Raw genomic sequence first — 20,260 nt, 5'->3', positions numbered from 1 at the left:
CGGGACACGTTGTCCAGGGATCGCAGCGGCGGGAACGGGGGCCGCGGCGGACTTCCAGGCGGCGAGCCTGTCGGCGGCGCTTTCCCCGGGGTCGGGGACGAACCCGGCTCCCGGGAACCGGAAGCCGGAGCCGGAGGATCAACCCTGCCGGCGTTCCGCGCCCAGGTTCCCGTCCGCCTGGTGGTCAACGGGGAGACCTGGGTGGGGGACGTTCCGGCGGGCCTCACCCTGGCTGCGTTCCTCCGCGAGCGGCTCGGCCTGACGGGGACCAAGATCGGCTGCGGGGAAGGCAATTGCGGGGCGTGCAGTGTGATCGTCGACGGGGAGCTGGTGTACAGCTGCCTGGTGCCCGTGGCCGCCTGCGACGGCAGCCGGGTGGAGACCGTGGAGGGGCTGGCCCGGGGCGATCGCCTGCACCCCATCCAGGAAGCGTTCATCGCGGAGGACGCCCTGCAGTGCGGTTTCTGCACGCCCGGGCAGATCATGGCCGTCAAGGCCCTGCTGGACGGGGAGCCCCACCCCACCAGGGAGCAGGTGGTGGCCGCGCTGTCCGGCAACCTCTGCCGGTGTGGGGCCTACACCCGGATCGTGCAGGCCGCCCTGCGAGCTGCCGGGGCGCTGGGCGGGGCCGGTGGCGGAGGAGGGGTGTCCGGTGCCGCGGCTGGTTAAGACCCGCTTCGAATTCGAAGGCCGGGTCCAGGAGCGGTTCGTGGTGGTCGAGGACGACCCCGCGGGGCCGCTGCCCGGGGAAGGCCAGCTGCGTTACATCGGCCGGCCCGTGCCGCGGATGGACGGCTGGGAGAAGGTCACCGGGCGCGCCCGCTACACCCACGACGTGCGGCTGCCCGGCATGGTCCATGCGATGGTCGTACGGAGCCCTTATCCCCACGCCCGGATCCGCTCTGTCCGGGCGGAGCGGGCCCTGGCCATCCCGGGGGTCCTGGCCGTTTTGACCCATGAGAACTGCCCGCCCATTCCCTGGGGCCGCGAGGGGGATCGCGTCCTCAACCCGGTGGTGCGCTACCACGGGGATGAGGTGGCGGTGGTGGCGGCCCGCGACCTCGAGACCGCCCGGGCCGCCGCGGCGGCCCTGGAGGTGGAGTACGAGCCGTTGCCCTTTGTGGTCGACCTGGAAGAGGCCATGAAGCCCGACGCCCCGCCCGTGCGGCCCCAGGGCAACGTGCGCTGGGACCGGGCCACCCGCTACAGCCGCGGGGACCTGGAGGCCGGCTTTCGCGAGGCCGAGGTGGTGGTCGAGGGCACCTTCCGGACCCCGGTGCAGCTGCACAACTGCATGGAGACCCACGGCAGCGTGGTGGACTGGCAGCAGGATCGGGTGACCATCTACGACTCCACCCAGCACCTGTTCGGCGTCCGGGATCGGTTTGCCCAGCTCTTCGGGCTGCCCGTGCACCGGGTGCGGGTGGTCAAGGAGCACATGGGCGGCGGCTTCGGCAGCAAGAACGGGCTGCACAAGTACACGGTGCTGGCGGGTATCCTCAGCCGGGAGCTGGGGCGGCCGGTGCGCTGCGTGCTGGACCGGGAGGAGGAGAACCTGGCGGCGGGCAACCGCCACAGCACCCTGCAGCGGCTCAAGCTGGGTGCCCGGGCCGACGGCAGGCTGGTGGCCCTGGACCTGGAGGCCTATGCCGCCGTGGGAGTCCTGGGCAGCCCCGGCAGCATCGGTGGCCCGGCCCGCCAGCTGTACGCCATTCCCAACGTGCGCACGGTGGAGGTGCCGGTCCACACCAACACCGGGCCCACCGCCGCCTTCCGGGCGCCGGGCTACGTGGAGGGCACGGTGGCGCTGGAGGTGCTGATGGACGAGCTGGCCCGCCGGCTCGTCCTGGACCCCCTGGAGCTGCGGCTGCGCAACTACGCGGAGGTCGACCCCACCAGCGGCCGGCCCTACTCCTCCAAGGGGCTGCGGCAGGCCTACGCCATGGGAGCCGCCATGGCGGGCTGGCAGGCCAAGCGCGGCGGAAGAGGATGGGGTGTGCCGGGCGTTGTCGCCCTTGAGGCCGCCGCTCAGGGGGCCGGCGGCGACGGGACCGCCACCGGGACCGGTGCCGGGGCCCCCGCGACGGAGGGACCGGGTGGCCCGGTTGCGGAAGGCGGAGCCGGCCGCCGGCGCCGGCTGCGGGGCATCGGCATGGCCAGCCAGATCTGGGGTGGCGCGGGCGGTCCTCCGGCCCAGGCCGAGGTGCGGGTTCATCCGGACGGTACGGCTACGGTGGTGACGGCGGGCCAGGACATCGGAACCGGCACGCGCACCGTGCTGGCCCAGATCGCCGCGGAAGAACTGGCCCTGCCCCTGGAGCGGGTGCGGGTGCAGCTGGGGGATACCGACGGCGGGCCTTACGCCCCCATCAGCGCCGGCAGCATGACGGTACCTTCCATGGGACCGGCGGTGCGGTCGGCGGCGGCGGATGCCGCCCGCCAGATCCTGGAGCTGGCGGGCGGGCTTCTGGAGGCCGATCCGAGGGATCTGGAGCTGGTTCCTCCAGGCCGGGTGCAGGTCAGGGGGGCTCCCGACAGGGCGGTCACCTTCCAGGAGCTCGGCAAGACCCTCGGCCAGTACGTGATCACCGGCCGCGGCAGCCGCGGCCCCAACCCCGACGAGTACGCCATCCACACCTTCGGCGCGCAGTTCGCCGAGGTGGAGGTCGATCCGGCCACCGGCGAGGTACGCGTGCTCGACCTCTGGGCCGTCCACGACATCGGCCGGGTGGTGAACCCCCTGACGGCGGCGGCCCAGATGGAGGGCGGCATGATCCAGGGATTGGGGTTCGCGCTCATGGAGGAACGGGTCATGGACCCGCTGAGCGGCCGGGTGCTCAACCCCAACCTGGAGAACTACCGGGTGCCCACGGTGGCCGACATCCCGCGGCTGCACGTGGCCTTCACCGGAGAGCCCGATCCTCATGGCAACAACCTGGGGGTCAAGGGGGCGGGGGAGCCGCCGATCATCCCCACGGCGGCGGCCATCGCCAACGCCTTCTACCACGCCACGGGCATCCCCGTGCGGGAACTGCCCCTCACCCGCCAGCGGGTGCTGGCCCTCTTGCGCCGCCACGGCATCGGCCCCGACGGCCGGCGGCAGCCCCAGGCTGCGGGGGGAGGTGATCTCCGGTGACAGAGCGCTGGGGAGAGGAACGGAATTCCGCTGCTGCGAGCGGTGGCGCGGCGCCGCCGGCCTCGCCGGCGGCATCGGCGGAAGGATCCCGCCGGGACGAGGGGCACCTGCCGGCGGCCGGCCCGGCCTATGGCCGGGCGGTGACCCTGGAGGACGCCCTCAAGGCCCTGGCCGCTGCCCACCAGGGCGAGCGGCCGGTGGCCCTGGCCGGGGGGACGGACCTCCTCACCCTGATGCACCAGGGCCGGGCGCGGCCCCGGTGGCTGCTGGACATCCGCCGGATCGGCGGCCTCCGCGGCATGGGGCCCTTGGACGACGGGCGGTGGCGCATCGGCGCCCTGACCACCCTGGCCGACCTGGCCCGGCCGGGTGCCCTGCCCGGACCCTACCGGGCCCTGGCCCAGGCGGCGGCCGCCTCGGCCACGCCGGCCCTGCGCAACCGGGCCACCCTGGGAGGGAACCTGGAGCAGCAGGTGCGCTGCTGGTACTTCCGCACCGGCCTGCCCTGCCGGCTGGCGGGGGACGACCACTGCACCTGTGCCGCTCCCGGTGCCTCGGGTCCGTTCCAGGCGGTCTTCGGCCACGGTCCGGGCGAAGACGGGGCAGGATGCGGGGCCGTTCACCCCTCGGACCCCGCCGTGGCCCTGGTAGCCCTGGGGGCCGAGGTGGAGCTGGCCCGGTGGCAGGCGGGCGGGATTGGCCGCCGGCGGGTGCCCGCCGGGGAGTACTTCACGGGGCGGATGCCGGCCGGGCGGCCGGCCCTCACGGTCCGGGAACCGGAAGAACTGGTGGTGGCCATCGACCTGCCGGCGACCGGTGGCGGAGCTGAGTGGACCAGCGCCTACCGGAAGCTCACCGACCGGCGGGCCTGGCAGTTTGCCCTGGTGAGCCTGGCGGCCTCCATCCGCTGGGACGAAGGCGGTGAACCGGGGACCGCGCCGAGGGTCCAGGCGGCCCGGCTGGCGCTGGGCGGGGTCGCCCTCAAGCCCTGGCGGCTGGAGAATGTGGAGGCCTGGCTGGAGGGGCGGCGGCTGGATCCGGAGGCGGCCCGGCAGGCGGGCGCCCTGGCCGTGGAAGGCGCCCGTCCCCTGCCGGGCAGCGAGTACAAGGTCGAGCTGATCCGGGCGCTGGTGGCCGATACCCTGCTGGAGCTGGCGGAGGAAAGGGCCGGTGCCCGGGCGGTGGCCCGGTAGGTTTCCGCTCCCGGCAGGGTGCGACACCTGGCAAGTTGCGGCTCCGGATGGCGCGGGGGCCCGGATGGCGCGGGCCCGAGGCCGCGGCACGCCGGGTGGGCAGAGGAGGAACGGGGATGCCCTTGGTGCTGATCACGGGTGCGGGCAGCGGCATCGGGCGGGCCAGCGCCCTGGCCCTGGCCCGCGCCGGGTGGACGGTGCTGGCCGGCGTCCGCCGCCCGGAAGACGGCGAGGCCCTGCGGGAGGCGGGTGGGCCGGCGGTGGAGCCGCTGCTCCTCGACGTGACCGACGAAGGACGGGTGCGGGCCGCGGCCGAGACCGTCCGGCGCCGCGCCGGCGAAAGGGGTCTCCAGGGGCTGGTCAACAATGCCGGCATCGCCGCCGCCGGCCCGGTGGAGCTGATCCCCGAGGCCGTCTGGCGCCAGCAGCTCGAGGTCAACGTGGTCGGCGTGGTGGCCGTCACCCGGGCCCTGCTCCCGGCCCTGCGGCAGGGGCGCGGCCGGATCGTGCTCATGGGCTCCGTGTCCGGCCTGGTGTCCCTGCCCTTCATGGGTCCTTATTCCGCCTCCAAGTTCGCCCTGGAGGCCCTGGCCGACGCCCTGCGCATCGAGCTGGCCCCCTGGGGCATCGCGGTGAGCATCATCGAACCCGGCTCGGTGGTGACGCCCATCTGGACCCGGTCGGCGGAGGCGGCCCAGGGCTACCTGCTGCCGCCTCCGCCCGGCACGGAAGCGGTCTACCCTGCGGCGGTGGCTGCCATGACCCGGGTTGCCCAGCGCAACGCCCGCCATGGCCTGCCGCCGGAGGCCGTGGCCCGGGCGGTCGTCCACGCGCTGACGGCCGCCCGCCCCCGGGCCCGCTACCTGGTGGCCGCCCCGGAGCGGGCCCGGGAGGTGCGCCTGCTCCGGTGGCTGCCCGCAGGGCTGCGGGACCGCCTGGTCCTGGCCACCGTCCGCCGCATGCTGAGCCGTAGCGCGGGTCAGGGCACCGGTGCGCCGGGGCGGGCCCGAGGGTAGCCGGGCACCATCCGGGTGACCCGTGGTCGCCGGGCTGTCCGGCGGTGGCGGAGCGGGACCCGGCGGGCCCTTGGCCGTCCCTGGGCCGGCGGGGCGCGCATGCATGTCCTGGGCTGGCCGAGGGCCGGCAAGGTCGCGTCCCGATGCCTTCAGACCCTGCCTGCGCCGGCCGCACCGCCTGCCGTGCCCAGGACCGGTCCCGGGCCGGCGGGGTCGCTCCCCGCCGGCCCCTTTCGGGGCCGGGGCGTGGCCGGACGCGGCACCCGGCCGGTTTTCGTCACACCCGGGTTACCAGGCTCCCGTCGATCTCGGCCACGGAGCGGACGCCGCAAAGGCCCATGGTCAGGTCCAGATCGGCCAGCAGGTGCCGCAGCAGCCGGGCCACCCCCGCTTCCCCGGCGGCGGCCAGGGCATAGACGTAGGGCCGGCCGACCAGCACCGCCCGGGCCCCCAGGGCCAGGGCCTTGAGGACGTCCGCCCCGCGCCGGATGCCGCTGTCGAACAGGACGGGAACCCGGCCGGCCACCGCCTCCACCACCTCGGGCAGGGCGTCCAGGGCGGCCACGGCCCCATCCACCTGCCGGCCGCCGTGGTTGGAGACGATGATTCCCTGCACCCCGCACTCCACCGCCTGGCGGGCGTCGCCGGGGTGGGTGATCCCCTTGACGAGGACCGGCAGGCGGCTCTGGCTCCGAATGAAGGCCAGCTCGTCCCAGGTGAAGGACGGGTTGACGAAGACCTGGAGGAACTGCAGGATGGCCCCCTCCCGGTCCTCTTCCGGCGGCCGGGGCAGGCGGGCCCGGAAGGCCGGGTCCGACAGGTAATTGGCGATCCCCTCCCCCAGCAGGAAGGGGAGGTAGGCGTTCTCCAGGTCGTGCTCCCGCCAGCCCAGCATGGTGGTGTCGACGGTGACCACCAGCGCCTCGTAGCCCGCAGCTTCGGCCCGCCGGATCAGGCTGGCCATGATCTCCCGGTCCCGGGCCGGGTAGAGCTGGAACCAGCGCGGCCCGTCGCCCATGGCCTCGGCGATGCCCTCCAGGGTCACGGAAGAGACCGTGCTGGCGATGAAGGGAAGGCCCAACCTTGCCGCAGCCCGGGCGGGCGCCCGCTCCGCCTCGCCGTGGACCACCGAGAGCACGCCCACGGGTGCCAGCAGCACCGGCGCCGGCAGGCGCCGGCCCAGGAGTTCGGTGGACAGGTCCCGCTGGGCCACGTCCCGCAGCATCCGCGGGCGCAGGCGCCAGCGGTCGAAGGCCTGGCGGTTGGCGGCCATGGTGGCCCCGCTTCCCGCACCGCCCTCCACGTACCACCAGGGCCCGTCGGACAGCACGGCCCGGGCCTGTTCCCGCCACCGGTCGACGCTCACCGGAAGCCGCTGGGCCTGCCCTGCCGACAGGTAGATCTCCACCTGGGCCTGCAGGCCGAAGTTCCCCTGGGATGAGGGAAGGCTGCTCATCCGCGTCACTCCTTTCGCCGCACCGGGGGTGGCCTGCCACCGGCGGCCCGCCACCGGCCGGTTGCCCCCGCGGGGTGCGCCCGCCCGGACCACCCCCTTGCACCAGGCCGCCCCTTCACCGCGATAGGGCGCGCAAAGGAGCGGCGTTGCAGGGGCCGGCGCGGAGCCGGCCCCTGCCGGCACCCCGGACCCCCGGCTGCACCGGATCCGGTCCCGAACCCTGGATGCCCGGCCCGGCCGCCGCGCCCCGCCGGAAGCTCTACCGGTGGGAGGGGGGGAACAGGCTGGCCCGGACCCGGAGGGCCAGATCGGGCCGGTCGGTGACGATGCCGTCGACCCCGGCCAGGAACATCTGCTCCATCTTGCGCGGGTCGTTGACGGTCCACGTGTGGACTTCGACCCCGCGGTCGTGGGCGAGTCGCACCAGGCCCCCGGAGAAGACCCTGAGCATCCCGTGGTATTCGGGCACCTGCAGGGCGATGCCCGCCGGCCGGTGGTAGGGCGTAAGCCCCAGCCGCTGCAGGATGACGAAGCGCAGGGCTTCGCCGCTGGCCAGGCTGGTGGGAACATGAGGAGCCACCCGGCGGAAGTGCTGGAGGGTCCGGTCGTGGAAGGAGGCCACCATGACCCGGTCCGTGGCGCCGTGTGCCTCCAGAACCCGGGCCACCGCCTCGGCCAGCTGCAGGTCGTCGTCCTTGAGCTCGAGGAGCAGCCGCTGGCCGGGCAGGGCCTGAAGGACCTCTTCCAGCGTGGGGACGGTCAGGCCGCGACCGCGGTAGGGGTAGGTCCGGCCCCCGTCGGGGGTCCACCAGTACCCGGCGTCCAGCGCCTTGACCTCGGCCAGCGTCATGGCGTGGACGTTCCCGCTGCCGCCGGTGGTCCGGTCCACCGTCTCGTCGTGGAGGACGACCAGCGACCCGTCGCGGATGCGGTGGACGTCCAGCTCGATCCAATCCGCGCCCAGGGAGGCCGCGTACCGGAAGCTCTCCAGGGTGTTTTCCGGCCGCTGGTCGCCGCCGCGGTGGGCGATGACCAGGGGCACCGGCCGGCGGGCCGGCTCTCCCGCCATGGGGCCGTATTGGGCCCGGTCCACGGGAGGCTGAGCCAGGGCGGCACCCAGCGCGGTGGCGGCCAGGAACCCTGCCGCCAGCCGCAGCAGGGGACGAACCGGCGCCGCCAGGGCGGCGGACCCGGTTCCACCGGGCACCACCAGGCCCTCCGCCGCGGGCGTCTCGCCAGCCGTTCCGGGCCCTCCTCCGGCCAGGCCCAGCCGCCGGAAGAGCCACGGCGCCCCCGCCGTGACCCACAGGCCCAGCAGCGCATAGCCCGGCAGTTCCGGCAGCCCGTTGGGAATCACCGCGCCATGCAGGACGTAGAGGACGGCAAACCCCGCCAGCCCCACGCCCAGGCGGGCTGCGGCCAGGGCAGGCCGCGCCGGCGTGGAGTAGGGCAGGGCCTGCATGGCGTAGAGGTCGCCGGCCCAAAAGCCCATGAGGAAACCCAGGGTCTGGTAGGCGACGGGCTCGCCGTAGAGGGGCAACAGGATCACAGGCACCACCAGCGCCAGCAGGAGCTTTCGTCGCCGGGGCCAGGCTCCCCCCAGGCCTCGGGCGAAGCCCCACCGGAAAAGGACGAGCACCGCCAGGCCGATCAGCAGCCCGCCCAGGGTGTCGCCAAGGTAGTGCACGCCCAGGTACGGCCGCGAGAAGGCGATGAGCACGATGAGCACCGCGCAGAGGGCCCGCCACCAGCCCACCGGGTATTCCGCGAACAGGTACCCGAACACCGTCATGGCACCCTGGGCGTGGCCTGACGGGAAGCCGTTGCTGCTCTCCCGCACCAGCACCTGCACCCCGTCCAGCAGGGCCGACGGGCGGGGCATGTTCGCCACGTCCTTGAGCAGGCCGTTCAGCCACATGGAAACCAGGAACAGGAACGCCAGCTGGTGGCCGCGCCGCCGGTCGGCGCACCAGTACCACAGCGGCAGGATCAGCATGTAGAAGTACTCGCTGCCCAGGTAGGTGAAGATCCGGGCCACGGCGTCCAGCACCGGGTGGGCCGCCTGCTGGAACCAGAGGACCCCGCTGCCGTCGAACACCGCACCGCCTCCGTTCCGGCGCAACGGTTTGGGTAGGATGGGGCACATTTCGCGCCCGCCGGACCTGGTTCCTACCGGCGGCTCACGGAACCAGGAACTTGGCTGCGCGTCGTGAATAAGAATCCCAGTACCTTCCCGCGCAAGAATCCGGAATCCGGTCCGGACATCCCGTCATGACGGCAGGGTGAGGCGGGGCCCAAGGCCCCATGATCGGCACTGGGGCAGCAAGCGGGGGGATCGCCATGGCGGCGGAGGCGGAGAAGGGCTCCTTTCTCACGGCCCTGAGCCGGATCTACCCGCCGGGGTCGCTGCATACCGATCCGGCCCAGCTGGCGGCGTATGAGTGCGACGGCCTGACGGTGTTCCGGGCCCGGCCGGTGGCGGTGGTCCTGCCCACCCGGCGGGAGCAGGTGGAAGCCACGGTGCGCCTCTGCCGGGATTACGGCGTTCCCTTCGTGGCCCGGGGCAGCGGCACCAGCCTCTCGGGGGGTGCCGTGCCCGTCCCCGGCGGGATCGTCATCGCCCTGAACCGGATGAACCGCATCCTCCACCTGGATCCCGCCGACCGCCTGGCGGTGGTGGAACCCGGCGTGGTCAACCTGCAGATCAGCCGGGCCGCCGCACCCTACGGCCTCTACTACGCCCCCGATCCCTCCAGCCAGGTGATCTGCACCATCGGCGGCAACGTGTCCTTCAATTCCGGCGGGGCCCACTGCCTGAAGTACGGCATGACCGCCAACCACGTGCTGGGCATGAAGGTGGTGCTGGCTACCGGCGAGACGGTGACCATCGGCGGCAGCAGCCTGGACGTGGCCGGTCCCGACCTGCCGGGGCTGTTCACCGGCGCCGAGGGCCAGTTCGGGGTGGTGGTGGAGGTGACGGTCCGGCTGCTGCCGCGGCCGGAAGCGGTGCGCACGGTGCTGGCCGCGTACCGCCGCCTGGACCAGGCGGGCGACGCCGTCAGTGCCGTGGTGAAGGCGGGGCTGCTGCCCGCCGCCATGGAGATCATGGACCGGCTGGCCATGGACGCGGCCGAGGCGGCGGTGGGCGCCGGCTACCCCCGCCAGGCCGGCGCCCTGCTGATCGTGGAGCTGGACGGGCCGGCCGGCGAGGTGGAGGCCGACTTCCGCCGCCTCATGGAGGTCATCGCCGCGTCCGGGCCGACGGAAGTGCGGCTGGCCGAGGACGAAGCCGAGCGGCAGCGCCTCTGGAAGGGGCGCAAGAGTGCCTTCTCCGCCGTCGGCCACATCAGCCTGGGCTACCTGGTGCAGGACGGCGTGGTGCCCCGCACCCGCCTGGGCGAGGCCCTGGCCCGGATCGAGGAGCTGGCCGCCCACCACGGCTTCCGGGTGGCCAACGTCTTCCATGCCGGCGACGGCAACCTCCACCCCTTGATCCTCTTCGACGACCGCTCCCCCGAGACCGTGGAGCGGGCCGAGGAGCTGGCGGCGGCCATTATCGAGACCTGCATCGAGCTGGGCGGCTCCATCACCGGCGAGCACGGGGTGGGGCTGGAGAAGCGCCGCTTCCTGCCCCGCCTGTTCGACCCCGTGACCCTGGACCTGATGCGCCGCATTCGCCGCACCTTCGATCCCCTGGAACTGGCCAACCGGGGCAAGGTCTTTCCCGACGAGCCGGCTCCGCCGGTCGACATCCCGGCGGGAGAGCCGGCGGCCTGGGGGCAGGCGGGGGTGGCGGTGCCGGCGGGGGCAGGGCCCCTGGTCGAGCCGCCGGCGGTGCCCGGGCCGGCGGGCCGGGGGAGGGATGTTCGGTGAGCGAGCCCCTTCCCGCTGCGGCGCCTGCGGGCGGGCCGGTGGCGCGGCCGTCCACCCTGGAGGAGCTGGCGGCCCTGGTGCGGGAGGCGGCCCGGGTGTTCCCCCGGGGCGGCGGGACCAAGGCTGGCCAGCCGGCGTTTTCAGCTGACGAGGACCAGAGCTCGCCCGGGTTGCCCGCCTTCCCAGGCCCCGAGGCCCCAGGTCCGGCCGGGCTGCCGGTCCGGGCTGCGCAGGGGCTCGGCGGCCCGGCCGGCGACCGGCACCAGAGCCCGGAAGGCGGCCGGGACCCCGCGGGCGTCCTGGTGGTCGACACCACGGGCCTGGCGGGGGTGGTGGACTACGACCCGGCCGAGTTGACCGTCACGGCCCGCGCGGGAACGCGGGTGGCGGTGCTCGAGGTGCTTCTGGCCCGGCACGGCCAATACCTGCCCTTCGACCCGCTGCTGGTGCGCGCGGGAGCGACCCTGGGCGGGACCGTGGCCACGGGCGTTTCGGGTCCCTGCCGGATGCGCTACGGCGGCGTGCGGGACTTCGTGCTCGGCGTGACCCTGGTGGACGGCCGGGGCCAGGTGGCCCGCGGCGGCGGGCGGGTGGTGAAGAACGCCGCCGGCTACGACCTCCCCAAGTTCCTGTGCGGCAGCCTGGGGCGTTTCGGCATCCTGGCGGAGCTCACCTTCAAGGTGTTCCCGCGGCCCGAGGCCTTCGCCACGGCCTGCTTCGCCTTCCCCTCGGCGGAGGAAGCGGCGGCGGCCCTGGCGGCCGTCTACCGCTCGCCGCTGGAGCCCCACGCCCTGGAGGTGGCCGGACCCGGCGTGATGATGCGGCAGGCCGCTGCAGGCGCCGCCGGTGCTCCTGCGGGCCTGGAGGGCTTCGGCGAGGCCTATACCCTGCTGGTGCGGGTGGGCGGGCCGGCCGCCATCCTGTCCGCCTGGGTCGACCGGGTGGTGGCGGTGGTGGGCGGAGCCGCCGCGGCCCGCCGGGCCGAGATCTTGCAGGGGGAGCCGGAGCAGCGGCTGTGGCAAATGCTGCGGGAACTGGCCTGGACCGCCGCAGAGGGCGACCCCGGTCCGCCGGTACCGGCCGCCGGGCCGGCACCGGATGCCGGGCAGGCACCGGCTGCCGGACCGGCACCGGCCGCCGGCCCCGCGGGGCCGGGGCGGCCACCGGAGGACGGCTGTCCCGAGGGATCCCATCGGGGACCCGACCTGCTGCGGCTGTATTCCCGGCCCGGCTTGCTGCCGTCCCTCGACGCCCTGCTGCGCCGGCACGGGGCCGTGGTCCTGCACACCCAGGCGGGGACGGCGGCCTGGGCCCTGTTCCCGCGGGCGCCCGGCGCCGGCGAGCGGGCCCGGCTCCTGGCCGAACTGGCCGGCCTCGGCATCCCGGCCCTCTGCTGGCGGGGCCGCGGCTGGGCCTGTCAGCCGCCGCCGGCCTTCGCCGTGCCACCGGCAGGAACGGCGGTAGCCCGGGCCCTCAAGCAGGTGTTCGACCCCCACGGGCGGTTTCTGGACCTCCCCTGGGCCCAATCGCCGGCGGGCGGCCCGGGGCGGGCGGGCTGACGCCCGGCGGCGGGTTCGGCACAGGGCGCGCCTTGCGGCCAAAGGGGGGCTGACCGTTGCAGCACCAGATTCCCGTGGAGCAACTGGGACCGGCCGGGCCGGCCATGGCGGCGGCCGTCGATGCCTGCGTCCACTGCGGCTTCTGCCTGAGCGCCTGCCCCACCTATCTGGTGCTGGGGGAGGAGATGGACTCGCCCCGGGGCCGGATCTACCTGATGAAGGAAGCCTTGGAAGGCCACCTGCCCCTGGCGGGCAGCGTGAGCGAGCACGTGGACCGGTGCCTGGGCTGCCTGGCCTGCGTCAGCGCCTGCCCGTCGGGGGTTCAGTACGGCCAGCTTTTGACCCCCTTCCGCGCCCTGCGGGAGGAACAGGCCCCTCGCCCCTGGATCCAGCGCCGGCTGCGCCAGGCCCTGCTGGCCACCCTGACCCATCCCCGCCGCTTCCGCCGGGCGGTGGCGCTGGCGACCGCCGCCCGGCCCCTGCTGGCGGCCTGGCTGGAGGGCCGGGCAAGGCCGGGGAAGCAGGCGGAGGGGGAGGCGCCGGCCGCACCCGGGGGAGAACCCGGCGAGCCGGACGGCGGACGTCCTGCCAGTCCCGGGGGCGTGGGGCTGGCCCGCCGGCTGGCGGCCCTGCTGGCCCTCACCCCGCCCCGCGTGCCCCCGCCGGATCCGCTGCCGCCGGTGATCCCGGCCCGCGGGCCCCGGCGGGCCCGGGTCGCCTTGCTGGCGGGCTGCGTGCAGCAGGTGCTGGCGCCGGAGATCAACCGGGCCACCGCGCAGGTGCTGGCCGCCAACGGGGTGGAGGTGGTGGTCCCGGCCGCCCAGGGCTGTTGCGGGGCGCTGGCCATGCACGCCGGCGAGCTGGAACGGGCCCGCCGCCTGGCCGCCGTCAACCTGCGGGCCTTTCCCGCCGACGTCGATGCCGTCGTGGTCAATGCCGCCGGTTGCGGCTCGGCCATGAAGGAGTACGGCCACCTCTTCGCCGGGCACCCCGAGGAGGAGGCCGCCCGCCGCCTGGCCGCGCGGGTCCGGGACGTGGCCGAGTTCCTCGACGAGCTGGGACCCCGGGAACCGGGCCCCCTGCCGGCCGCCCGCCGGGTGGCCTACCACGACGCCTGCCACCTGGCCCACGGCCAGGGGATCCGCACGGCCCCCCGCCGCCTGCTGGCGGCCATCCCCAACCTGGAGCTGGTGGAGCTGGACGAACCCGACCTCTGCTGCGGCTCCGCCGGCACCTACAACCTGGAGCACCCGGAGGTGGCCCGGGCCCTGCAGGAGCGCAAGGTGGCCAGCATCCGCCGCAGTGGTGCCGCGGCCGTGGCGACAGGGAACATCGGCTGCCTGGTGCAGCTGCGCCAGGGGCTGGAACGGGCGGGCCTCCCGGTGCCGGTGGTCCACACCGTCCAGCTGCTGGCCGAAGCGTACCAGGCGCTCCCGGCGGCACTGTAAGGCGGCCCCGGCCCCCCGGGACCGGCGGCCGGCGAGAAGCCTTCCCGGCCGGTGAGCACGAGAAGGGAGGATGGGGCGTGTTCGATTCCCCTTCGTCGCAACCGCCGTCACAGCCCTCGCTGAACCGGCCCGGCCCGGAGCAGCTGGAGGAGCTCCGCTCCCGGCTCGGGGATCCGCGCAAGGTCGCCACCGGCCGGGCGGCCCGCGAGCACCACAGCCACGACTTCAGCTACCACCCGCCCCACTTGCCCGACGCCGTGGTCTATCCCGAATCCACGGCCGACGTCCAGGCGGTCCTGGAATGGGCCGCCCGCCACCGGGTGGCGGTGGTGCCCTTCGGCGTGGGCAGCAGCCTGGAAGGCCACACCGTGCCCCTGGCCGGGGGCATCAGCCTGGACATGACCCGCATGGATGCCATCCTGGAGGTGCGACCCGAGGACTTCCTGGTCCGGGTCCAGCCGGGCATCACCCGCTCGCGGCTCAACCAGCGCCTGGCCCGGGAAGGCCTGTTCTTCCCCGTGGATCCGGGGGCCGACGCCACCATCGGCGGGATGATCGCCAACAACGCCAGCGGGACCAGCGCCGTCCGGTACGGGGCCATGAAGCACCAGGTGCTGGGGCTGGAGGTGGTGCTGGCCGGGGGCCGGATCCTCCGGACGGGGGGCCGGGCGGTGAAGTCCTCGGCCGGTTACAACCTGACCGCCCTCTTCGTGGGGTCGGAAGGCACCCTGGGGGTGGTGACCGAAGCCATCCTGCGCATCTACCCGCTGCCCGAGTTCGTGCTGGCTGCCCGGGCCAGCTTCCCCAGCGTGGAGGCGTCGGCCCGGGTGGCGGTGGCCCTGATCCGGGCCGGCGTGCCCGTGGCCCGGGTCGAACTGGTGGATGCCGCCACCATCCGGGCGGTCAACGGCTACAAGGGCACCTCCTACCCTGAGCGGCCCACGCTGTTTCTGGAGTTCGCGGGGACCGAGGCGGCCGTCCGGGAGGAGGTGGCCCTGGCCCGGGAGCTGGCGGCGCTCGAGGACGCCGTGGACTTCACCTTCGAGACGGACCCGGCGGCCCGGGAAAAGCTCTGGGAGGCCCGCCACCAGGCGGCCCTGGCCATCGCTGCGGCCGCTCCGGGCCGGCGCATGATGGCCACCGACGTCTGCGTTCCCCTCTCCCAGCTGCCCGCCAGCATCCGCTTCGCCCGCCAGGTGGCAGAAGAACACGGCCTGGAAGCCGCCGTCCTGGGGCACGTGGGCGACGGCAACTACCATGTCACGTTCATGGTCGACCCCGAGAACCCCGCGGAGGTGGCCCGTGCCGAGGCCGTCAACCGGCGCATCGTGGAAGACGCCCTGGCGCGGGGTGGCACCTGTACCGGCGAGCACGGGGTCGGCATGGGCAAGATCCGGTACCTGGTGGCCGAGCACGGGGAGGAGGGCGTCCGCTGGATGCGCTCGCTGAAGGCGATGCTGGATCCGCTGGGGATCCTCAACCCCGGCAAGGTGGTGGCGCCCGCCGGCCAGGCATAGGGGTGAGCAGGCGGGCGATGCCGGGAAAGGGGGGATGCCGGGCCGGGTTCCTCCAGCGGCCGCCCCCGGCAGCCGGGCTTGTTGCCGGGCCGCCGGGCGGGTGCGGTGCAGGGTGTACCCCGGGCAGGGGTGGTGCCACTGCCGGCAGGAGGCCGGGGCCGGTGGCAGGGGCCGACCCGGGGCACGCAGGGCCCGGCGCCAGGAGCGGGAGGTGGCAGGACGGGGAGGAACCGGGACCGTGCCGGCACAGCTCGTGCCGGCCTCGAAGGGCTCGCGCCGGCCCGCTGGGGGATGGGCCGGCGGCCCAAGATGCGGAGCCCGGCCACCGGCCGTGTCCGGTGACGGCCTCCGCGGACCACAGCGCGGGGCAGGAACCCTGTGCCTGAGGCACCGGCATGCCCCGCCCAGGGAGGGGTGAACCGTGGCGAAGGCTGTTCGTACCGTCCCCATGGGCTACGGCCCGCCGATGGAGATCGGCGAGCTCCCGGCGCCGCCGCCCTTCAACTTCCGAAACTTCATCCGCATGATCGGGGTCAGCGCCATCCTGATCAGTATCTCCATCGGCAGCGGCGAGTGGCTCCTGGGCCCGCGCTCGGTGATCCAGTACGGCCCGGCGCTCTTGTGGATCGCCACCGTGGCCACCGTGCTGCAGACGGTGTTCAACCTGGAGTGCCAGCGCTACACGCTGGCCACCGGCGAATCCATCATTCCCGGCCTGATGCGGCTCTGGCCCGGCCGGTGGGTGTGGGGGCCGGTGTGGGCGCTCATCTGCCTGCTCTCGGTGTCGCCCGGGTGGGCGGCGTCGTCGGCCACGGCCCTGGCCGCCCTGCACCTGGGGCGCTTACCCACGGATGCCGATCGGGGCCTGGTTCTGATCTACGGGATCCTGGCCATGCTGCTGGTCATGCTGGTGATGGCCTTCGGCTCCCGGGTCGAGCGGACCCTGACCCGGGTTTCGACCTTTGCCGTGGCCTTCATCTTCACCAGCCTGGTCATCCTCGACCTGTGGCTTGTGCCCCTGGAGTGGTGGGGCCGCGTGGCCGCCGGGTTCTTCCAGTTCGGTTACCTGCCGTCGGGATCCGGCGGCGGGGTCGACTGGACCCTCATTGGTGGGTTTGCTGCCTACGCCGCCACCGGCGGCGTGCTGAACATGGCCGCCTCCAACTGGATGCGCGACCGCGGCTGGGGCATGGGAAGCCAGGTGGGTTACATCCCGGCCCTGGTGGGCGGGCGCAAGGTGGAGGTCTCGCCCACCGGCAAGATCTTCGACCTGACGGCCGAGAGCCTGGCGCGGTTCCGCGAGTGGCTCCGGTACAGCCGCTGGGAGCAGTGGACCCTCTACTGCGGGGGTTGCCTGCTGGGCATGTACCTCTGCGTGCTGCTGGCGGTGGGCCTCATCGAGCCGGGCACGCCCCTCAAGGGGAACTACGACGTCGCAGCCATCCAGGCCCATGCGGTCTCGCAGGTGATCGGAGGGCTCGGCTGGGTCTGGGTGCTGCTGATCGGCTTCTGGGTCCTGTGGGGTACGCAGATCAGCGCCACCGACGCCGTGGTGCGGCACCTGACGGACACCCTGTGGTCCGCCGGCCTGGGGCGCTGGACCCGCAACGACATCCGGGTCGTCTACTACATCATCATGGCCGTGATCACCGTGTGGCTCGCCTTCCTGTTTGCCTACAACCCCCTGACCCTGGTGCTGCTGGTGGCCAACATGGCCGGCGTTGCCTTCGTGATCGGCGGGCTCACGCTGCTGTGGCTGAACACCCGGGTGCTTCCGCCCGAGTTGCGCCCCGGCTGGCCGTCGCGCCTGGGCCTGGCGTTGCTCTCGGCCTTTTACGCCTTCTTCGTGTACCAGACGGGCCAGCAGGTCTTGCGGCAGCTCTTCGGCGGCTGACGGGGGAGCGGGACGGGCTGGCGGCAGGGGTTCGGCCGGTGGGGGAGGCGCTCGGGTGGGTGGCCGCCTCCCCCGCCGCCCTGCCGTTCACCCCCCGGGGGCGGCCGCCCGCCCCCTGCCGGCGGCTCCTGGCGCCAGGGGGAAGGAACGGCCGTCACCGGCCGCGAAGCGGAGACAAGAGCCGATGTCAAAAACCACCACCCGGCCCGGTCCCTACCGTCAAGCCGGTCGAACCCGGCACCGGATTCCGGGCCAGGCGGGCCCCGGCCTCCGGGCGCCCAGCGGCAACCCCCGGGACCGGCCGGATGGGAGGGTTCTCTCTGGGAGGATGGGGCAGGGCGGCAAGCGAGGCGGGGTGGCCGGCGAACCGAGAAGGAGGTATGGGCATGGCGTCCCTTGACGGCATCGAAGTGCGGGGTCCAGTCCGGGAGCGGTACGACCAGGTCCTGACCCCGGAGGCGCTGGCCTTCGTGGCGCGGCTGCAGCGGGAGTTCAATCCCGTGCGCAAGGACCTGCTGCGCCGCCGCGCCGAGCGGCAGCAGGAGCTGGCCGCGGGGGCCCGGCCCGGCTTCCTGGAGTCGACCCGTGCCGTCCGGGAAGGCGACTGGCGGGTGGCGCCGGTACCCGCCGACCTGCAGGACCGCCGGGTGGAGATCACCGGACCCGTCGACCGCAAGATGATGATCAACGCCTTGAACTCCGGGGCCCGGGTCTTCATGGCCGACTTCGAAGACGCCAACACGCCCACCTGGGACAACTGCATCCAGGGCCAGATCAACCTGATCGACGCCGTGACGGGGACCATCGAGTACACCAGCCCCGACGGCCGGAACTACCGCCTGGGTGAACGGGTGGCCACCCTGGTGGTGCGCCCGCGGGGCTGGCACCTGGAAGAGAAGCACGTGCTGGTCGACGGCGAGCCCATGTCCGCCAGCCTCTTCGACTTCGGCCTCTACTTCTTCCACAACGCCCGGAGGCTTCTGGAGAAGGGGACGGGCCCCTACTTCTACCTGCCCAAGCTGGAAAGCCATCTGGAGGCGCGGCTCTGGAACGACGTGTTCAACCTGGCCCAGGACGCCCTGGGCATCCCCCGGGGCACCATCAAGGCCACGGTGCTGATCGAGACCATCCTAGCCGCCTTCGAGATGGACGAGATCCTCTACGAGCTGCGGGATCATGCGGCCGGGCTCAATGCCGGGCGCTGGGACTACATCTTCAGCGTGATCAAAAAGTTCCGCCATGACCCTGCCTTCCTCCTGCCCGACCGGGCCCAGGTGACCATGACCGTGCCCTTCATGCGGGCCTACACCGAGCTGCTGGTCAAGATCTGCCACCGGCGCGGGGCCCACGCCATCGGCGGCATGGCGGCCTTCATCCCCAGCCGCAAGGACCCCCAGGTGAACGAGGTGGCCCTGGCCAGGGTGCGGGAAGACAAGATCCGGGAGGCCGGAGACGGTTTCGACGGCACGTGGGTTGCGCACCCGGACCTGGTGCCCGTGGCCATGGAGGTCTTCGACGGGGTCCTGGGAAGCCGGCCGAACCAGGTGGAACGCCAGCGGGACGACGTGCAGGTATCGGCGCAGGACCTGCTGGACGTCCGGGTTCCCGGCGGGCGCATCACCGAGGAGGGCCTGCGCAACAACGTCAGCGTGGGCATCCAGTACCTGGCGTCGTGGCTGCGGGGCAACGGCGCGGCGGCCATCTTCAACCTGATGGAGGACGCGGCCACCGCCGAGATCGCCCGCGCCCAGGTCTGGCAGTGGACCCACCACGGGGCGCGGATCGACGGCGGTCCCGCCATCACCGCGGAGCTGGTGCGCCAGGTGGCCGGCGAGGAGATGGAGGCCATCCGCCAGGCGGTGGGGGACGACTTCTTCCGCGGGGGCCGGTTCGACGAGGCCCGGGAACTCTTCGAGCTGGTGGCCTTGAGCCCCGAGTTCATCGAGTTCCTCACCCTGCCGGCGTACGAGCGGATCGATTGATCCTGGCCGGGACCGGGCCGGCGGGCAGGATGGGGCGGACAACCTGGCGGAAACCCTGGGGGGACACCGCCGGACGAACAAGCCCGGGGCGGGGACCGGCCGGTCCCCGCCCCGGGCGCTGTTGGCTCGGCCGACGGGTGATCGCGTTGCCCGCCCGGGCGCCCCGTCCCTGGCGTTCGGTGGTGTCCTGCGGGTACGTCAGGAGGACTTGTCGCTCCCGGCATCCCCCGCCGGTCCGGCCGTGCCGGCCTCGGCGGCCCCTGCCGCAGCGGGCTTCTCACCCGCGGCGGCGGCCCCACCGTCCTGGGCGTCCTGGGCCGCGGCCTGCTGCTTGGCCCGCTCCGCCTTCAGCCGGGCCGCCTTCTCAAGGGCCGCCTGCACCCGCGCGTCCCTGTCGCCGGCGGCTGCAGCCCGCGGCCGGGCTGCAGCCGCCGCGCCCGCCTCACCGCCACCGGCCCCTGCGGCCTGGGCCGCCCCCGCCTCACCGGCGCCCCCGCCTTCACCGGCCGCGGCCTTCTGCTTCGCGCGTTCAGCCTTGAGCCGGGCTGCCTTCTCCAGGGCGGCCTTGATCTTGGCGTCCTTGTCGCCGGCAGCGCCCTCCGCGGCCCCGCCCGGCGCATCGGATTCGTCACTGGGCACGGACGTCTTCACGTCCTCGACGAACTTGGCCAGAAACACGTCCAGCTGCCGGCGAACGTTGTACGCAATCAGTTCGGGGTCGGAGTTGACGATCAGCGGCTTCATGGTGGTGATCAGCTTGCCGTTGCGGAAGAGGGCGACACCCGGCACGTGGGCCAGGTCGTAGGTCTGGTTGATGGCCCGGCGCCGGTGGTATTCCTGGATCAGGTCGCCATACTCGTCCACGTTGATCCGGACCAGCTTGACCTCGGGATGCCGCTGGGCCTGTTCGGCCAGGGCCCGGGTGAAAAACTCCGTGTCCTTCCCGGGCCGCCACAATTCCACCAGGACCTGCCCCTTGTGCTGCAGGACCTCCTGCTCAAAACGGTCGCGGGGCACCTCCACGGGCCGGGTGAGAGATGGGGTCGCAGTCGCCATCGCCCTGCACGCTCCTTCGTCCCGAGCAATCGACATGACTACCAGGAAACATTGTACTACAAGGAGGAGGGCCTCCGGCCGGCCGGGGCCGTGATCCCGGAGCCCTGCGACAGGACCCCGCTCCCCTGGG

The 20,260-nt window shown here is 73.7% G+C and carries 13 protein-coding genes; 10 read left to right on the top strand and 3 right to left on the bottom strand.

The annotated features are described in order from the left end of the window. Positions 1–9 precede the first annotated feature (9 nt). From DYI95_RS07010 to DYI95_RS06995, 4 genes are all read left to right on the top strand, one after another. On the top strand, positions 10–669 hold the full coding sequence (locus tag DYI95_RS07010; protein ID WP_116900478.1) for a (2Fe-2S)-binding protein: 660 nt from the start codon (positions 10–12) through the stop codon (positions 667–669). Next, positions 653–3,136 (top strand): xanthine dehydrogenase family protein molybdopterin-binding subunit, encoded by a 2,484-nt coding sequence (locus DYI95_RS07005; protein WP_116900479.1) that lies wholly within the window; start codon positions 653–655, stop codon positions 3,134–3,136. Before DYI95_RS07010 ends, DYI95_RS07005 begins: the two co-directional genes overlap by 17 nt. Beyond that, entirely contained in the window at positions 3,133–4,329 is a 1,197-nt protein-coding gene (locus DYI95_RS07000) for a xanthine dehydrogenase family protein subunit M (protein ID WP_116900480.1), read from the top strand. Before DYI95_RS07005 ends, DYI95_RS07000 begins: the two co-directional genes overlap by 4 nt. A gap of 116 nt (positions 4,330–4,445) precedes the next feature. Beyond that, positions 4,446–5,345, top strand: a complete 900-nt coding sequence (locus DYI95_RS06995) for an SDR family oxidoreductase (RefSeq protein ID WP_116900481.1) — start codon at positions 4,446–4,448, stop codon at positions 5,343–5,345. A gap of 277 nt (positions 5,346–5,622) precedes the next feature. Here DYI95_RS06995 and DYI95_RS06990 read toward each other — a convergent pair whose 3' ends face one another. After that, on the bottom strand, positions 5,623–6,801 hold the full coding sequence (locus DYI95_RS06990) for a lactate 2-monooxygenase (protein ID WP_116900482.1): 1,179 nt from the start codon (positions 6,799–6,801) through the stop codon (positions 5,623–5,625). A 259-nt stretch (positions 6,802–7,060) separates the two neighbouring features. Next, positions 7,061–8,899, bottom strand: coding sequence for a glycerophosphodiester phosphodiesterase family protein (locus DYI95_RS06985; RefSeq protein WP_116900483.1), 1,839 nt, complete (start codon positions 8,897–8,899; stop codon positions 7,061–7,063). Between the two features lie 206 nt (positions 8,900–9,105). On the opposite strand from DYI95_RS06985, the gene DYI95_RS06980 reads away from it, so the two are divergent. The 6 genes from DYI95_RS06980 to aceB all read left to right on the top strand — a co-directional run bounded on the left by DYI95_RS06980 (position 9,106) and on the right by aceB (position 19,074). Next, entirely contained in the window at positions 9,106–10,674 is a 1,569-nt protein-coding gene (locus DYI95_RS06980) for an FAD-binding oxidoreductase (RefSeq protein WP_243149667.1), read from the top strand. Continuing rightward, positions 10,671–12,233 (top strand): FAD-binding protein, encoded by a 1,563-nt coding sequence (locus tag DYI95_RS06975; protein WP_116900485.1) that lies wholly within the window; start codon positions 10,671–10,673, stop codon positions 12,231–12,233. The genes DYI95_RS06980 and DYI95_RS06975 overlap by 4 nt, the downstream gene beginning before the upstream one ends. A gap of 56 nt (positions 12,234–12,289) precedes the next feature. Next, positions 12,290–13,681, top strand: coding sequence for a (Fe-S)-binding protein (locus DYI95_RS06970; RefSeq protein ID WP_116900486.1), 1,392 nt, complete (start codon positions 12,290–12,292; stop codon positions 13,679–13,681). Between the two features lie 77 nt (positions 13,682–13,758). Beyond that, a complete protein-coding gene (locus DYI95_RS06965) occupies positions 13,759–15,198 on the top strand; it encodes an FAD-binding oxidoreductase (RefSeq protein ID WP_116900487.1) in 1,440 nt (479 codons plus the stop codon). Between the two features lie 421 nt (positions 15,199–15,619). Next, entirely contained in the window at positions 15,620–17,092 is a 1,473-nt protein-coding gene (locus tag DYI95_RS06960) for an Nramp family divalent metal transporter (RefSeq protein WP_164581346.1), read from the top strand. 386 nt (positions 17,093–17,478) lie between these two features. Beyond that, entirely contained in the window at positions 17,479–19,074 is a 1,596-nt protein-coding gene (gene aceB / locus DYI95_RS06955) for a malate synthase A (protein WP_116900488.1), read from the top strand. A gap of 198 nt (positions 19,075–19,272) precedes the next feature. On the opposite strand, the gene DYI95_RS06950 is transcribed toward aceB, so the two are convergent. Then, positions 19,273–20,130, bottom strand: coding sequence for a co-chaperone YbbN (locus DYI95_RS06950; RefSeq protein ID WP_116900489.1), 858 nt, complete (start codon positions 20,128–20,130; stop codon positions 19,273–19,275). Between the last annotated feature and the right edge of the window lie 130 nt (positions 20,131–20,260).

This window comes from Thermaerobacter sp. PB12/4term, from assembly GCF_003403315.2.
In the GTDB taxonomy this organism is placed as follows: Bacteria; Bacillota; Sulfobacillia; order Thermaerobacterales; family Thermaerobacteraceae; genus Thermaerobacter.
The sequence above is the reverse complement of the archived record's forward strand: the minus strand, read 5'-3'. Positions and strand labels throughout refer to the sequence as shown.

Coding starts and splice junctions, on each gene's coding strand:
- DYI95_RS06995 (WP_116900481.1), top strand. CDS start 4,446: ATGCCCTTGGTGCTGATCACGGGTGCGGGCAGCGGCATCGGGCGGGCC.
- DYI95_RS06990 (WP_116900482.1), bottom strand. CDS start 6,801: ATGAGCAGCCTTCCCTCATCCCAGGGGAACTTCGGCCTGCAGGCCCAG.
- DYI95_RS06980 (WP_243149667.1), top strand. CDS start 9,106: ATGATCGGCACTGGGGCAGCAAGCGGGGGGATCGCCATGGCGGCGGAG.
- aceB (WP_116900488.1), top strand. CDS start 17,479: ATGGCGTCCCTTGACGGCATCGAAGTGCGGGGTCCAGTCCGGGAGCGG.
- DYI95_RS06950 (WP_116900489.1), bottom strand. CDS start 20,130: ATGGCGACTGCGACCCCATCTCTCACCCGGCCCGTGGAGGTGCCCCGC.